The 16329-nt window shown below is 59.4% G+C and carries 9 protein-coding genes; 7 read left to right on the top strand and 2 right to left on the bottom strand.

The window, feature by feature from the left end:
* Nucleotides 1-5: 5 nt before the first annotated feature.
* Both B9Z52_RS15535 and icmF read right to left on the bottom strand, forming a co-directional pair.
* Complete coding sequence (locus B9Z52_RS15535; RefSeq protein ID WP_108414766.1) at nt 6-992, bottom strand: tripartite tricarboxylate transporter substrate-binding protein; 987 nt, start codon at nt 990-992, stop codon at nt 6-8.
* Between the two features lie 154 nt (nt 993-1146).
* A complete protein-coding gene (gene icmF / locus B9Z52_RS15530) occupies nt 1147-4437 on the bottom strand; it encodes a fused isobutyryl-CoA mutase/GTPase IcmF (RefSeq protein ID WP_108414765.1) in 3291 nt (1096 codons plus the stop codon).
* 262 nt (nt 4438-4699) lie between these two features.
* On the opposite strand from icmF, the gene B9Z52_RS15525 reads away from it, so the two are divergent.
* The 7 genes from B9Z52_RS15525 (at nt 4700) to B9Z52_RS15495 (ending at nt 16318) form a co-directional block, all read left to right on the top strand.
* The gene (locus tag B9Z52_RS15525) at nt 4700-5989 is read left to right on the top strand and encodes a TolC family protein (protein WP_108414764.1); all 1290 of its coding nucleotides are present in this window, start codon (nt 4700-4702) and stop codon (nt 5987-5989) included.
* 13 nt (nt 5990-6002) lie between these two features.
* A complete protein-coding gene (locus tag B9Z52_RS15520) occupies nt 6003-8219 on the top strand; it encodes a type I secretion system permease/ATPase (RefSeq protein WP_199222118.1) in 2217 nt (738 codons plus the stop codon).
* Entirely contained in the window at nt 8216-9427 is a 1212-nt protein-coding gene (locus B9Z52_RS15515) for an HlyD family type I secretion periplasmic adaptor subunit (protein ID WP_233251990.1), read from the top strand. Before B9Z52_RS15520 ends, B9Z52_RS15515 begins: the two co-directional genes overlap by 4 nt.
* 561 nt (nt 9428-9988) lie before the next feature.
* Nucleotides 9989-12328, top strand: coding sequence for an SLBB domain-containing protein (locus B9Z52_RS15510; protein ID WP_233251989.1), 2340 nt, complete (start codon nt 9989-9991; stop codon nt 12326-12328).
* 82 nt (nt 12329-12410) lie between these two features.
* A complete protein-coding gene (locus B9Z52_RS15505) occupies nt 12411-13832 on the top strand; it encodes an RNA-binding domain-containing protein (RefSeq protein ID WP_108414762.1) in 1422 nt (473 codons plus the stop codon).
* Between the two features lie 114 nt (nt 13833-13946).
* Nucleotides 13947-15119, top strand: a complete 1173-nt coding sequence (locus B9Z52_RS15500; protein WP_108414761.1) for a Wzz/FepE/Etk N-terminal domain-containing protein — start codon at nt 13947-13949, stop codon at nt 15117-15119.
* 53 nt (nt 15120-15172) lie between these two features.
* Nucleotides 15173-16318, top strand: coding sequence for a glycosyltransferase (locus B9Z52_RS15495; protein WP_108414760.1), 1146 nt, complete (start codon nt 15173-15175; stop codon nt 16316-16318).
* The last annotated feature ends 11 nt before the right edge of the window (nt 16319-16329 follow it).

Below are 16329 nucleotides of genomic sequence, written 5' to 3'. Positions count from 1 at the left end.
GAGGCTCAGTCGGCGTAGACCCCGGCTGAGCGGATCACCGGCCCCCATTTGTTGATTTCAGACTGTAGCCAGCTGCGCAGGCCCTCGGGCGATTGTTTGGATTCGGGCACGATCTCGGCACCCAGATCGGCCATGCGGGCCGCAAAGGCGGGGTCCTTCAGGCTGGCACGCACGGCCGCATTCAATTTGTCGATCACAGCCGAAGGCGTACCTTTGGGGGCGTACACGCCATGCCAGACGATGACTTCGAAATCCTTCAGACCGCTTTCGTTGAGCGTGAGGGCATCGGGCAAGGCGCGGATGCGCTGCTTGGTGGTCACGCCGTACATGCGCACCGTGCCCGCCTTGATGTGTTGCGTGGTTTGGGTGGTCTGGTCACACAACAAATCGACCTGGCCGCCCAGCAGCGCGTTCATGGCGGGTGCTGTGCCCGAAAACGGCACCGTGGTCAGGTCCACGCCCTGTGCCTGCTGAAACAGCATGCCGCAAAGGTGGGACACCGCGCCCAGACCCGCATTGGCCAGATTGATGCTTTTGGCGTTGGCTTTGACGTAGGTGCTCAGCTCGGGCAGGGTTTTGGCCGGCAGGTCTTTGCGGCCCAGCAGCGTCATGGGCACATCCACCACTTGGCTGATGTACTCGAAGTCGGTCAATGGGTTGAAAGCCATCTTGCGGTAGAGCGCGGGGGCCGTGGACATGCCGTTGTGGTGAATCAGCAGGGTGTAGCCATCGGGGTTGGCCTTGGCCACATAAGCGCCCGCCAAGGTGCCTCCGGCACCCACCTTGTTTTCCACCAGCACCGTTTGGCCCAAAGATTTGCCCATGGTGGCGGCCAGCGTGCGGGCCACGATGTCGGTGGGGCCACCTGCTGCAAAGGGCACCACCAGCGTGATGGGTTTGGCAGGGTAGGTCTGGGCTGCAGCCAAACCACTGGCCAGCAAACACGTGGCGCTCAGCAGGGTTTGGATCAGGCGTTTGGGCATGAGTTGCATAAGGGCCTTTCAGTGTGGACGTGAACAAACTGAAAGGCATGCTGCGGCAAATGCGAGCCTGGCGCAATGGGAAGAACACCCATGGCCCCGTGCTTGCTGTCGCCTGTGTGGCGGCCCGTGCTGTCGCACTGCACCCGTGCCGCTGCTGGGCCGCTCACATGTTGCGTCGGTACTGCCCACCCACTTCAAACAAGGCGTTGGTGATCTGACCGAGCGAGCAAACACGCACGGCGTCCATCAGCACCTCGAACACGTTGCCGTTGTCGATCACGGCTTGTTGCAGGCGCTTGAGCATCGCGGGCGATTCGTTGGCGTGTTGGGCGTGGAAGTCGTTCAGGCGCTGGAGCTGCGACTGCTTTTCTTCCTCGGTCGAGCGGGCCAGTTCCAGCGTCTCCATCACCTCGTCGCCCTTGGGGTTGCGGAAGGTGTTGACGCCGATGATGGGCAGCTCGCCCGTGTGCTTGAGCATTTCGTAATGCATTGATTCGTCTTGAATCTTGCCGCGCTGGTAGCCGGTTTCCATCGCGCCCAGCACACCGCCACGTTCGGCGATCTTTTCAAACTCGGCCAGCACGGCTTCTTCCAGCAATTCGGTCAGTTCCTCGATGATGAAGGCGCCTTGGCTCGGGTTCTCGTTTTTGGCCAGGCCCCACTCGCGGTTGATGATCATCTGGATCGCCATGGCGCGGCGCACAGAGTCTTCGGTGGGCGTGGTGATGGCTTCGTCAAACGCGTTGGTGTGCAGGCTGTTGCAGTTGTCGTAGATCGCAATCAGCGCCTGCAGCGTGGTGCGGATGTCGTTGAACTGGATCTCTTGGGCGTGCAGCGATCGGCCCGAGGTCTGGATGTGGTACTTGAGCTTTTGGCTGCGCTCGTTCGCGCCGTATTTTTCTTTCATGGCCACGGCCCAGATGCGACGCGCCACGCGGCCCAGCACCGTGTATTCGGGGTCCATGCCGTTGCTGAAGAAGAACGACAAGTTGGGCGCGAAGTCGTCGATGTGCATGCCACGCGCCAGGTACGCTTCCACAAAGGTGAAGCCGTTGGAGAGCGTGAAGGCCAGCTGGCTGATCGGGTTGGCCCCGGCTTCGGCAATGTGGTAGCCCGAGATGGACACCGAGTAGAAGTTGCGCACGTCGTGGTGCACAAAGTATTGCGCGATGTCGCCCATCACCTTCAATGAGAACTCGGTTGAGAAGATGCAGGTGTTCTGGCCCTGGTCTTCTTTCAGGATGTCGGCCTGCACCGTGCCGCGCACATTGGCCAGCACCCATTCGCGGATCTTGGCGGCCTCGGTCTCGGTGGGCTCGCGGCCGTTGTCGGCTTTGAACTTGTCGATGTTCTGGTCGATGGCCGTGTTCATGAACATGGCCAAGATGGACGGTGCGGGGCCGTTGATGGTCATGGACACGCTGGTGGTCGGGTTGCACAGGTCAAAGCCCGAGTACAGCACCTTCATGTCGTCGAGCGTGGCCACGTTCACGCCCGAGTTGCCGATCTTGCCGTAGATGTCCGGACGCAGGTCGGGGTCGTTGCCGTACAGCGTGACCGAGTCGAAAGCGGTGGACAGGCGCTTGGCGGGCAGGCCTTCAGACACCAGCTTGAAGCGGCGGTTGGTGCGGAAGGGGTCGCCTTCGCCCGCGAACATGCGGGTCGGGTCTTCGCCCTCGCGCTTGAAGGCAAAGGTGCCTGCGGTGTAGGGGTAGCTGCCGGGCACGTTGTCCAGCATCAGCCACTTGAGCACTTCGCCGTCGTCTTCGTACTTGGGCAGTGCCACCTTGCGGATGGTGGTGCCAGACAGCGACTTGGTGGTGAGCGCCGTGCGAATCTCTTTGTCGCGGATTTTGACCACGTACTCGTCGCCCGCGTAGGCTTTTTGCATGTCGGGCCACTGGGCCAGCAGTTTGCGGGCGGTGGGGTCTTGCGTTTGTTCGCGGGCCACTGCCAGATCGTTGGCGGCTTCGGCCGCCTTGGCGCGGCCGGGTTTGCCTTCTTCCAGCATGCGGGCGGCAGCACGCAGTTGTTGAATCTCGCGGGCCAGGCGCGACTGGTCGATGGCGCGTTTTTTGTACCCGCGCACGGTGTCGCTGATCTCGGCCAAATAGCGGGTGCGTGCTGAGGGCACCACCGGGTTCTGGTGGGTGCTGTAGCGCACGCTGACCACCGGCAAACGGCCTTCGGTGGTCTTCATGCCCAGCTCGGCCAAGCGGGTTTTGAGCGCTTGGTACAGCGCTGTCACGCCGTCGTCGTTGAAGCGGGCGGCCATGGTGCCAAACACCGGCATCTGCTCGGTGGGCACAGTCCAGGCTTCTTTGTTGCGCTGCACCTGCTTGGCCACGTCGCGCAGTGCATCGCTGGCACCTTTGCGGTCAAACTTGTTGATGGCCACGAACTCGGCAAAGTCCAGCATGTCGATTTTTTCGAGCTGGCTGGCCGCGCCGAACTCGGGCGTCATCACATACATGGGCACGTCCACATGCGGCACGATGGCGGCGTCGCCCTGGCCAATGCCGGAGGTCTCCACCACGATCACATCAAAGCCCGCCACCTTGCAGGCCGCCACCACGTCGGGCAGGGCTGCAGAAATTTCGCTGCCAAAGTCACGCGTGGCCAGCGAGCGCATGAACACGCGGGGGCCTTGTGACCAAGGCGAAATGGCGTTCATGCGGATGCGGTCGCCCAGCAGCGCACCACCGCTCTTGCGGCGGGATGGGTCGATGGAGATCACGGCCACGCGCAGTGCGTCGCCCTGGTCCAGGCGCAGGCGCCGGATCAACTCGTCGGTGAGCGAAGACTTGCCCGCACCGCCTGTGCCGGTGATGCCCAACACGGGCACTTTCTTTTGCGCGGCTTGCTCGCGCACAGCTGCCACCACGCTGGCATCGGCCTTGTCGTTTTCCAAAGCCGTCATCAGCTGCGCCAGGGCGCGCCAGTTCATCTCGCCGTGGCCCTGAATGGCGTCCACGGTTTTGGGGGCCAGCGGGCTCACGTCCTGGTCGCAGCGCATGACCATCTCGCCGATCATCCCAGCCAGGCCCATTTTTTGGCCGTCTTCGGGGCTGAAGATGCGCACGCCTTTGTCGGCCAAGGCGCGGATCTCGGACGGCACAATCACGCCGCCGCCGCCGCCAAACACCTGGATGTGCTCGCCGCCACGGGCCTTGAGCAAATCCACCATGTAGCTGAAGTATTCGTTGTGACCGCCCTGGTACGAGCTGATCGCGATGCCCTGCGCGTCTTCTTGCAGGGCAGCGGTCACCACCTCGTCCACCGAGCGGTTGTGGCCCAGGTGAATCACCTCGGCGCCCATGCTCTGCAAGATGCGGCGCATGATGTTGATGGCCGCATCGTGCCCGTCAAACAGGCTGGCCGCCGTCACAAAACGCACCTTGTGGGTGGGGCGGTAATTGGCCAAAGCTTTGAATTCTGCGGAAAGGTCGGTCATGCTGGTCTCCGGGCCGAGTAGGGCGGGTGAGAATCGGGGATGGAAGGTCTTACGTTTACGTAAACGTCAATCATAGCGCCATGCCCTCATTTGTCGAGAGGGGGTTTGTCCTGCTTTGCCCGTTTGTTTGCTTGTTGGTTTCATCATCTTTTGCCATTGTATTTTCCAAAAATTAGTTTTATTAAATCTGTAATTTCATGTAAAAGCATTATTAAATATTCATTTAAGTGGTAAGTTCGGGCAACATTGCGAACTGCCATCCATGACACACATTGCACTTCAATCCCGCGTCAAAAAACTGCGCCACATCCCCACCATCATTTCGCCCGCATGGGCTTTGGCACTCTGGGTGGGGGTGCTGGGTTTGCCAGCCATGGCGGCCGAAGCCAGTCTCAAACAACTGTTCGAAGCCGCGCTCGTCAAACACCCCAGTGTTTTGCAAGCCCGCAGCCAGGCACAGGCCGCAGGGTTTGACCTCGAAGCCGCCCAATGGGGGCGCTTTCCTACCCTCAGCTCAGAAGTTCGTTCTGACACCGGCTATGCACAAAGCCTGGCCAAGGTCGAGCAGCCCGTGTGGACCGGTGGCAAGCTGAGCTCGCGCATCGCGTTGGCCGAATCGAACCAACGCACGGCACAAGCGGGCATCCAAGAGGCGCAATACAACGCGCTGTCGCAAGTGGCCACCGCCTTTTATGAAACCTTGCGACTGGAGCAGCGACACAAAAGCGCTGCCCTCAACGTGGTTGAGCACGAGCGCTTGCTCAACCTCATCCAGCGCCGTGCGCAAGCCGAAATCAGCCCTCCTGCAGACACCACGCTGGCCCAGGCCCGGCTGCAACAAGCGGTCAGCGAGCGCGTCCAGATCAAGAAGCAACTCGACGTCTCGCTGAGCACCTTGGCGCAATGGGCGGGCCCTTTGCTGGGTCCGCTCAAAGCCCCTGCCGACATCCCGATGGCCCGCACCACAGACGGTCAGTTGCTGGAGCGCGTGGTGACCCACTCGTCCCAAAGACAACGACTTTTGTCACAAATCGACAGTGCCGACGCGCAGATCAACGTGAGCAAATCCCAGATGTACCCCAGCGTGATGGCTGGTTTTCAACGCACTTGGGCTGGACAAGTCACCCCGGGCACTGACCGCAGCAGTGCGTATCTGAGCCTGCAATTCCAGTCGGGTGCAGGCTTGAGCGCACGCTCGGGCATTCAGGCCGCTGCATCGCGCAAAGACGCCGCACAGCAAGAGCTGGAAACACTCGAGCGCAACCTCCTGTCGCAGGCCCAGGCGGCCTTGTCCGAACTCGATGCCTTGGCCGCTCAAATTGAACCCGCCAAAGCTTTGCTGGAAGGCACCACCGAGGTGGTCGAGTCGTATGTGCGCCAGTACCAAGTGGGTCGCAAAAACTGGCTCGATGTGCTCAACGCGCAACGCGAAAAAACCCAGGCCCTGTACAACCAAGCCGACACACAATACGGCCACCAACTGGCCAAAGTCCGACTGATGATCATGACCGGCGACATCAGCGCACAACAATTGCTGGTGCTCAATGACTGATACGTCTGCACCCTTGCAAAGCCCCGTCGACAAACAGCGCCCTCCAAGCTACCAGCAAGACCCCGAGCTTGCCGCATTGCTCTCGCGCCTGGCGGCCCTGCAAGGCCACTCGGTGCCCACATACCGCTTTGGCATGTTGGACAAAAATGCCGACGGCGTGGACCTCTCCAGCCTCAGCCGAAAGCACCGCGCCACCGAACTGTGGAGCGTGCATTTCGCCATGGCCGCGATCAGCGAAGTGTCCGTACCGCAACTGGGCAAAGGCCAGTTCCCGTTGCTGTGGGTGTCTGCGGACGGCGCGCGCGTACTCATGCTGCGCGGCAAGCTCAGCCATGGGGGCTGCACCACCGAAGACCACCAAGGTCAAGTGGGCGAGATCAGCCTGCAAGCGCTCACGCAAGGCCACATCTTGGCGCTGAAAATTGCTTCCGTTCAGGGCATCGAGCCACACACCGGAGCACACACGCAGGCCATGCCCGAAGGTCCGCGCACAGCCAGCGAGTGGTTCGTCTTCGCGCTCAGCCGCTACCGTGCTGCCTTCATGGACGCCGTCTTTGCCACCTTCATCGTCAGCTTCATCGGTTTGCTGGCGGCCCTGTATTCCATGCAGGTCTACGACCGTGTGGTCCCCAGCAAGGGCTACTCCACACTGATGGTGCTCACCGTCGGCGTTCTGTTGGCCATTGCGCTGGAGTTGCTCATCAAGCAAGTGCGCGCCCACATGGTCGAGCGTGCGTGCAAAGCCATCGACCAAGAACTGTCTGCCGTCTTCTTTGGCAAAGCGCTCGACATCCGCATGGACGCACGCCCCCGCACCGTGGGCACCTTCGCCTCGCAAATCCGCCACTTCGAATCGGTGCGCAGCTTCCTCACCTCGTCCACGCTCTTCATCTTGGCCGACGCACCGTTTGCGCTGCTGTTCGTCATCGTCATTGGCCTGATTTCATGGCAAGTGGCACTGGTGCCGCTGGTCATGGTGCCGCTGGCCATTTTGGTGGGCCTGTTGTTTCGCAAACCCATCGAAAAATACGCTGGCCAGCACATGGCCGAATCCAACCGAAAAAACGGCTTGCTGATCGAGGCCATCGACGGCATCGAATCCATCAAAGCTGCCAATGGCGAATGGAAGCAACTTGACCGCTGGCGCCAGCTGACCGCCAGCATCGCCCAAGGCGAGCTGCACATGCGTGCCCTGTCGACCTTGTCGACCAACATCACGCAAGTCTTGCAGCAAATCACTTACGTGGGCATGGTCACCGTCGGGGCCTATGCCATCACCGTGGGCGAGCTCACCATGGGCGGACTGATCGCCTGCACCATCATCAGCGGGCGCGCACTGTCGCCGCTGGCGCAGTTGCCGGGCCTGATCGTGCAATGGAAGCATGCGCAAATCGCCCTCAAAGGCCTGGACGGCATCATGGCCATGCCCAGCGACCGCGACCCTGCCACCCGCCTGGTTGTGCCGCAAAACTGTCAGGGCCAGCTGCGCCTTGACAAAGTTGCATACGCTTACACCGAAAAACACCCCATCCTGGAAGTGCCCTCACTGGCCATGCTGCCGGGTGAACGGGTGGCCATTTTGGGCGCTATCGGTTCGGGCAAATCCACCCTCATCAAAATCCTGTCGGGCCTGTACAAACCCGGCACGGGCAGTGTGTTTCTGGACAACATCGACGTCACCCACTTGGCCCCCGAATTTGTGCGCGAACACCTGGGCTACCTGCCGCAAGACGTGCGCCTGTTTCAAGGTAGCCTGCGAGAAAACCTCACGCTGGGCATGCCCACGCCCAGCGACAGCCAAATCCTGCGCGCCGCCGCCATGACCGGTTTGGACCAAGTCATTCAGGGCCACCCCAAAGGCATGGCGTTGGAGATCTCTGAAGGCGGCAAAGGCCTCTCGGGTGGGCAGCGCCAACTGGTGGGCCTGACCCGCATGCTGCTGCAACAACCGCGCATCATGCTGCTGGACGAGCCCACCGCCTCCATGGACGCGCAGCTCGAAAACCGCGTCATGCACCACCTGTTCAACGAACTCGCGCCAGAGTCACTGCTCGTTGTCGTGACGCACAAACCTGCCTTGCTGGCCTGGGTCAACCGAATCATCGTGGTCGACCAAGGCCGCATCGTGCTCGACGGCCCACGCGACCTGGTGCTGGCCCGCTTGCGCGGCACCGCAGCCCCCACAGTGTCTGAAGTCTCACCTTCCGCCCTCGTCGAGGTCAAAGCATGAACCTGTTCTGGGTCTTCAAACACCGCAGCACCGCGATCAACCCCCGCTTCGCCCCTGCCGCCCCCATGCAATTCGGGGGCTTGCGCCTGACAGTGTGGATCACCTTTGGCACCTTGCTCATTTTGGTGGGCTGGTCATTGTGGGCACGCCTGGACCAAATTACCCGCGCCCCAGGCTCGGTCATCGCCAGCTCCAAAACGCAAATCATCCAATCGCAAGAAGGCGGCACCATCTCCGAGCTGCTCGTCAAAGAAGGCGACAACGTCGAAGCCGGGCAAGTTCTGCTCAAGTTTGAAAAAGTCAGGTTTGAAACCAGCTACCTTGAAGCCCGCGCCAAAGCTGCAGGCCTGGCCGCCACCGTGGCACGCCTGCAGGCCGAAGTGCTGGGCACCAACCTCAAGTTTCCACCTGCGCTCAAGAACTATCCCGAGTTCAAAGAGAGCCAGACCATGCTTTTTAAAAAACGCCAAGCCGCCATCCGCGAGGACATCTCGGCCATCGACGGCATGATCGCTTTGGTTCAAAAAGAGCTCGCCATGACCCGGCCCCTGCTCAAAACCGGAGACGTCAGCCAAACCGACATCTTGCGACTGCAACGCCAAGTGGCCGAGCTCAAATCGCAAGTCACCAACAAACGCAACAAATACTTTCAGGACGCCCAAGCCGAGCTGGGCAAAGCCCAAGAAGAACTGGCTGGCGTGCAGCAAAGCCTGGCCCAACGCAAAAGCCAGCTTGCCCTGACTGAGCAGCGCGCCCCGGTGCACGGTGTCGTCAAAAACGTGCGCATCACCACCTTGGGTGGCGTGATCCGCCCTGGCGAAGAAGTCATGCAAATCGTGCCCCTGGAGGACGACCTCGTCATCCAGGCCAAAGTTTCGCCGGCCGACATCGCCTTCCTCAAGCCCGGGCAAGACGTGCGCGTCAAGATCGACGCCTACGACTACACCGTCTATGGCGAGTTGTCAGGCAAGCTCACCTACATCAGCGCTGACACCCTGAGCGAAGACCTTCGCCAAGGCGAACAACCCTATTACCGTGCCCAAGTGCGCACCACCGGCCGCCAGTTCAGTGGCCGTCCCAACGAAAAGCTGGCCATCCAGCCCGGCATGACCGCCACCATCGAAGTCAAAACCGGGCAACGCACCGTGTTCCAGTACCTCACCAAGCCCCTCGTCAAAACCTTCAGCCAGTCGCTGGGCGAGCGCTGAAAGCCGCGCTAAACCAGCACCCAAAGCCGGGGCAAGAACACCCAGCCGCCCACAGCCGCTGCCGCCAAGCTGCAAATCAAAACTGTTCTGCCAACTCAATCCCATGTTTGCAGACGCATGGGCCGAGTAAACCAGAACCGCCAAGCTGACCCAATGCCAAGGCAGCTGCCGTGTTGGCACCGAAATTTTGAAAAAACCTCTGATAAGTATCGATTTATTTTATAAGCATATTTTATTTTTAAAAATAAAATATATTAATTTTCGAATTTTTAATATTCAGGAATTAATTTGATGTTTTATGTGTTGCGTGAAGTTACCGATTGATTTGTTGAAATTATAAAAACATATAAATCACTTTAATTGTTAATTTTAAATATTGTTGATACATTTAGTACAGACAATATTTATTAAAACGAGAGGGATTGCGGTAGCCAACTGGTAAAATTAGATTTTCAAAGTACATATTCAGTACTTGATTTCAGTGCCCTACCGGTTTTAAAAAAAACCCTGTGGCACTGCGGTAGCCTGCACGGCTTTCTGCCCATCAACCCATATCCCTCCATGTTCAAGACTTTCACGCCCTCGGCGCGTCAGGCGTTTCAAGTTCTGACTCTGGCCACGTTGGCTTGTACTCAGCTGCAGGCCCAAGCGCAGTTTCAAGCGCCTGCGGCCGCTGGCGCTGTAGCCGTGGGGCAGGTTGCCAACCCGCCTGCATTGGGTTTGGTGCAAGCCCCGGTCATGCCTGCGCGCCCAGACATGGGGGCCGCAGACGTGCAACGCAACCAGGCAGCGCCTGTGCGTGCCAGCAAGCCCCTTGTGCCTAGCCAATTCCAGCGTTTTGTGCAAGAAAGCACTGGCAAACTGTTGCCCAACTTCGGGGCGCAGCTGTTTGAAAACCCGCTGGCCTATGCCGCCGACGCTGCAGCCCCCGCACCTGGTGAATATGTGTTGGGCCCAGGCGACGAAGTGCGCATCCAAATCTGGGGTGCGGTGGACTACGCCGGCAGCCAAACGCTGGACCGCAACGGCCAGATCAGCCTGCCCAAAGTCGGCGTCATCAACCTCAATGGCGTGCAAGTCAAAGACCTCGATGCCACCTTGCGCAAGCAAGTCAGCACCGTCTTTACCAACGTCACTGTCAACGCCAACTTGGGCAAACTGCGAGGCATCACGGTCTATGTGGTCGGCCAAGCGCAGCAACCCGGCACCTATAACCTCAACAGCCTCAGCACCTTGGTCAACGCCGTTTTTGCCAGTGGTGGCCCCACCGCCAACGGCAGCATGCGCAACATCAAGCTCATGCGCGGCGGCAAAACCATCACCAAGCTCGACCTCTACACCTTCATCGTCAAGGGCGACAAATCCGAAGACGCACAACTGCAGCCTGGCGACGTCATCATGATCCCCCCGGTTGGTCCGCGCATTGCGCTGACGGGTGCCACCGACCACGCCGCCATCTACGAAATCAAATCACGCACCAATGTCTTTGACGTCCTGTCCTGGGTCGGCGGCGTGCCTGCCATGGCCAGCAAAGACAAAGCCCAAATCGAAAGCATTGGCCAAGAAGCCCGAGGCACACGACAAGTCGAATCCTTTGAGCTGACCGAACAAGGCATGAGCCGCACGCTCAAAGACGGCGATGTGATCACGCTTTTGCCCATGAGCCCCGCCTTTGGCAATGCCGTCACGCTGCAAGGCACCGTGGCCCAACCGCTGCGCCACAAATGGTTTGCCGGCATGCGCGTGGGCGACCTCATTCCTGACCGCGAAGCCCTGCTCACACCCGACTACTACAGGCGCAAAAACCTGCTCGTCCAGACGCTGGACAAAGACGCCAAAACCGCAGGCACCGATGTTGCAGGCCGCGTCAAGGGCCAGGTCGACCAAATCAACTGGGACTACGCCGTCATCGAGCGCCTGAACAAAGCCGAACTGCGCACCGATCTCATCCCCTTCAACCTGGGCAAAGCCATCTTGCAACAAGACGCGGCACACAACATCGAGCTGCAAGCTGGCGATGTGCTCACCATCATGAGCAGCAGCGACCTCAAGCTGCCCGCAGAACGCCAAACCCGTTTGGTGCGCATCGAAGGCGAAGTCGCCTCCCCGGGCATCCACCAAGTGCAGCCTGGCGAAACACTGCCACAACTCATTGCTCGTGTGGGCGGCCTCACGCCGCAAGCCTATTTGTATGGCACCGAATTCACCCGCGAATCGGTGCGCAAACAACAACAACAAAACCTGGACCAAGTCATCCGCCGCCTTGAGTCTCAAGCCCAAAGCGCCAACGCCACCCTGGCCGCCAACCTGACTGGCGAGCGCGCTGCGCAAGCCGCCGCATTGACGCAGCAGCAACAAGCCCAACAGCGCGCGCAGATCGACAAACTCAAAGCCCTGCGCAGCCAAGGCCGCGTGTCGCTTGAGCTCAACCCCGAGAAAACCAGCGCCACCGGCCAACGTGCCGTCAGCGATTCGAACGAATTGCGGGCCGCCATGAACGAGCTGCCCAACCTGCCCTTGGAAGACGGTGACGCCATCATGGTGCCTACCCAGCCCGCATTTGTGGCCGTGGCCGGCAGCGTCAACAACGAAAACGTGTTGATCTACAAACCCGGCCGCTTGGTGGGCGACATCATCAGGGCCGCAAGCCCGACCGAAGACGCCGAAGTCACCGAAGCCTTTTTACTGCGAGCCGACGGCTCCATCTTGAGCCGCCGAAGTTCGGGCTGGTTCCGAGACTTCGAAAACCACAAAGTCATGCCCGGCGACACCCTGATCGTGCCGGCCAAAGTGGACCGCGAAAGCACCTACAACTTCGTGGTCCGAGGCCTGCGTGACTGGACCCAAATCTTTGCCAACCTGGGCATCGGCGCCGCCGCCATCAGAACCCTGCGCAACTAAGCCAACCCCGCGCGCGACAACCACCACCGCCCCCGTAGGAGCGCACCCCGTGCGCGATGCCCAGCAAACCCCAACACCCACCATGACCACCGCCCCTGAGCAACTCCTCCAGCACTGGATCGGGTCAGGCGAAACCCAAACGCAGGAATTCAAAACCTCGTTTGACAAAGCCTGCATCGAAGCCCTGGTGGCATTTGCCAACGCCAAGGGCGGGCGCGTGCTGGTGGGCGTGACAGACCGTGGCGTCGTGCAAGGTGCCACGCTTGGCAAAGAAAGCCTCAACGAATGGTTGGGCAAAATCAAAGACGCCACCAGTCCAACGCTGATCCCCGACATCCAGGCCCACAGCCTTGACGGCAAAACCATCGTCGAAATCAGCATTGCCGAATACCCGATCAAGCCGGTCAACACACGCGGCCGTTATTACAAACGCATCGCCAGCTCCAACCACGCGCTTAACACTGGTGAAATCGCCGACCTCTACATGCAGGCCCTGCAACTCTCGTGGGACGCCTACGAGGCTCAAGGCCACCGGACAGAGCAACTCTCACCAGAAAAAATCCGTCGCTTCATTCGCCTCGTCAACCAGCACGGACGTTTTGAACTGGACGAAACCAACCCCCACGCCGCACTGGAAAAGCTCAACTACCTCAAAAACGGCCAGCCCACCTGGGCCGCCATGCTGCTGTTTGCGCAAGAGCCCCTGCGGCACAACGTCCACATCGGCCGCTTCAAAACCCCAAGCCTGATCATTGACGACCGCCAGTTCACCGACACCCTGTTTGAGGTGGTCGACCAAGCGATGAAATTTATCGTCTCGCACATCAGTGTGGCGTTTGAGTTTGACGGCAGCATCCAGCGCAAAGAGCGCTTTGCATACCCGCTGCCCGCCCTGCGCGAAGCGCTGCTCAACGCAGTGGTGCACCGCAGCTACACCGACCCCAGCGACATCCAAATCAAAATCTTTGACGACCAGATCACCATCTTCAGCCCCGGCACCTTTTATGGCGGCCTGACCGTGGCCGAAGTCCAAGCCGACAGCTACCGCTCTAGTCTGCGCAACAAACTGGTGGCCGAAGGTTTTTACCTCGTCAACGCCATCGAAAAATACGGCAGCGGCTTCATCCGCATCCGCAAAGCGCTGCAGGACTACCCCGAAGTCCAGTTCGACATCGCCGAGAAGTTCGGCGGCGTCATGGCCACGTTCTCACTCAAGCCGCAACCATCCCCAGAAGCATCGCCCGTTGGCATAGATGAGGGAGTCAGTGAGGGAGTAAATGTCGGAGTAAATGTCGGAGTAAATGTCGGAGTAAATGTCGGAGTAAACGCCTTGCTTCAGTACATCAAGGACAAGCCCGGGCAACGTGCCGGTGAGATGTCCATCGCATTTTCTGTGACGCGCAGAACCGTCGAACGTTGGCTCAAACAACTCAAAGACCAAGGCCACATCGAATTCCGCGGCGCCCCCAAAACCGGCGGCTACCACCCCACCACCAAAACATAACCCCCCGTAGGAGCGCACCCCGTGCGCGATGGCCTCACCCCAACCCTGGCCATAGCCACCACTCCCGTAGGAGCGCACCCCGTGCGCGATGCCCCGCAAACCCCAACACCCACCATGACCACCGCCCCCGACCCACACGGCCAGCCAAAAGACGAAATCAGTCTCCTCGATCTGCTCCAAGTCATCGTTGACAACCTGCGCCTGCTCGTCCTGGGTCCTTTGGCCGTCGGCATCTTGGCTCTGGGCATCAGCTTCCTCATCCCCCCCACCTACACCGCCAAAACCCAGTTCTTGCCACCCCAGCAACAACAAAGCGCTGCCGCCAGCATGCTCGCCAGCCTGGGTGGTTTGGGCGGACTGGCCGGTGCCGCTGCAGGCCTCAAGAACCCCGCAGACCAATTCTTGGCCTACATGAAAAGCGTCACCCTGCAAGACGCCCTGATTGAGCGCTTCAAACTCCAAGACCGTTACGACACCAAAACCAAAGTCGATACCCGCACTGCCCTGACCTCCAACGTTCGCGGTGTGGGCGGCAAAGACGGACTCATCTCGGTCGAAGTCGACGACAAAGATCCCCAATTTGCTGCCGACCTGGCCAACGCACATGTGGACGAATTGCGCAAACTGCTCAGCAAACTGGCCGTGACCGAAGCCCAGCAGCGCCGCCTGTTCTTTGAAAAGCAACTCACCCAAGCCAAAGACAAACTCACCCAGGCCGAGATCGAGCTCAAAGCCACCGGCGTCTCGGGCAGCGTGCTCAAGTCCAACCCCGCATCGGCCGTGGCCGCTGTGGCTGCTTTGCAGGCCCAAGCCACAGCGCAAGAAGTCAAAGTGGGTGCCATGCGCGGCTACTTGGCCGAGACCGCCGCCGACTTCAAACAAGCCATGACAGAGCTGGCCAACCTGCGCGCTCAACTGGCCAAACAAGAAAAAGACGCGCCAGCTGGTGGCGCTGCCGCCGGGCAGGGTGACTACGTCACCAAGTATCGCGAATTCAAATACCACGAAACCCTGTTTGAACTCTTTGCCAAGCAGTACGAGTTGGCCAGGATCGATGAGGCGCGTGAAGGCGCCGTGGTGCAGGTGCTGGACGCTGCCCAGCCACCTGAGCGCAAGGCCAAACCCAAGAAAGCTTTGATCGCCATCATTGCCACCCTGGCCACTGGCTTTGCACTTTTGCTTTTCATCTTCATTCGCCAAGCCCTGCGCAACGCAGGCAGCAACAGCGGCACTGCCCTAAAACTCGCAACCCTGCAAGCCAGCTGGCGCAAAGCCCTGGGCAAATAAATCCTACGCGCTTGTAGGTCGTCGGCCTCAGCCCCGACAAAGTCTCTAAAACTATGACTCTACTCAACGCCATCTCTGGCGTTTTCCAATCGCCTGCACTCTATGCTGCAATCTGGGGTTTTGCCTCCAGCTTTGCGCTGTGCGTGTTTCTGGTTATCACCAAGCGATGGCATGGCGCGCTGACAATGGACTTCACCGACGGCGTGCAAAAGTTTCACACTGCACCCACCCCGCGCATAGGTGGCGTGCCCATCGTGTTGGGCCTGCTTGTGGCATGGTCCAAAGCGCCGGCAGAGATACAGGACATGGTTAAACCCCTGATGATCGCTGGCATGCCCGCCTTCATATTTGGTTTGGCCGAAGACATCACCAAACGCGTGGGCGTCATGCAACGGCTGCTGGCCACCATGGCCTCTGGCCTGTTGGCATGGTGGTTCACCGACTACTCACTCAGCCGTGTTGACATTTGGGGTGTGGACTGGCTCTTGCACTACACCCTTGTATCGGTCATCTTCACCGCATTTGCCGTCGGTGGTGTTGCCAACGCCATCAACATCATCGACGGTTTCAATGGGCTGGCCGGCACGATGTCGACCTTGGCTTTCATTGGCTATAGCATGATAGCGTGGCAAGTAGGTGACACCGTGCTTGCCGGCTCTGTATTGCTGCTTGCAGCATGTGTTTGGGGCTTTTTCTGGGTCAACTGGCCGTTTGGAAAATTGTTTTTGGGCGATGGTGGTTCTTACTTCACTGGCTTTGCGCTGGCCTGGGTGGCAGTCCTGCTTATCGAGCGCAATCCCAGTGTGTCTTCCTTTGCAGCTCTGGTTGTGTGCGTGCATCCTGTGACGGAAGTATTGTTTTCCATCTATCGCCGAAAGATAAAACAGCTGCACCCCGGCCACCCTGACCGGTTGCATTTTCACAGCCTGGTCAAGCAGCGTTATGTGCGCCGTTGGTTTGGAGGTTATAGCAACGGTGTACGTAACTCCATCACGGGTGCACTGATTGGCCTGATGACCGTCAGTGCCATTGTGCTGGCTAATATTGTGCACGCTTCTGTGAGCTTGTCTGCGCTGACATTTGTGTGTTTGTGTTTGGGCTATATCGGCATTTATGCCCGTATGGTGCGGCATCGTTGGTGTTCGCCAATTGAATTTTTATTAGTCAAGCCCACCCAGGCACCAAGTCATATTGCTTGATTCAATTTAAC

Source organism: Limnohabitans sp. Jir72 (genome assembly GCF_003063575.1).
In the GTDB taxonomy this organism is placed as follows: Bacteria; Pseudomonadota; Gammaproteobacteria; order Burkholderiales; family Burkholderiaceae_C; genus Limnohabitans_A.
Note: the sequence above shows the minus strand (reverse complement) of the source record. Positions and strands in the feature narration are given on the sequence as shown.

Bases quoted from the DNA above. Each gene is read 5' to 3' on its own strand.
- B9Z52_RS15535 (WP_108414766.1), bottom strand. From the start codon at position 992: ATGCAACTCATGCCCAAACGCCTGATCCAAACCCTGCTGAGCGCCACG.
- icmF (WP_108414765.1), bottom strand. From the start codon at position 4,437: ATGACCGACCTTTCCGCAGAATTCAAAGCTTTGGCCAATTACCGCCCC.
- B9Z52_RS15525 (WP_108414764.1), top strand. From the start codon at position 4,700: ATGACACACATTGCACTTCAATCCCGCGTCAAAAAACTGCGCCACATC.
- B9Z52_RS15515 (WP_233251990.1), top strand. From the start codon at position 8,216: ATGAACCTGTTCTGGGTCTTCAAACACCGCAGCACCGCGATCAACCCC.
- B9Z52_RS15510 (WP_233251989.1), top strand. From the start codon at position 9,989: ATGTTCAAGACTTTCACGCCCTCGGCGCGTCAGGCGTTTCAAGTTCTG.
- B9Z52_RS15505 (WP_108414762.1), top strand. From the start codon at position 12,411: ATGACCACCGCCCCTGAGCAACTCCTCCAGCACTGGATCGGGTCAGGC.
- B9Z52_RS15500 (WP_108414761.1), top strand. From the start codon at position 13,947: ATGACCACCGCCCCCGACCCACACGGCCAGCCAAAAGACGAAATCAGT.
- B9Z52_RS15495 (WP_108414760.1), top strand. From the start codon at position 15,173: ATGACTCTACTCAACGCCATCTCTGGCGTTTTCCAATCGCCTGCACTC.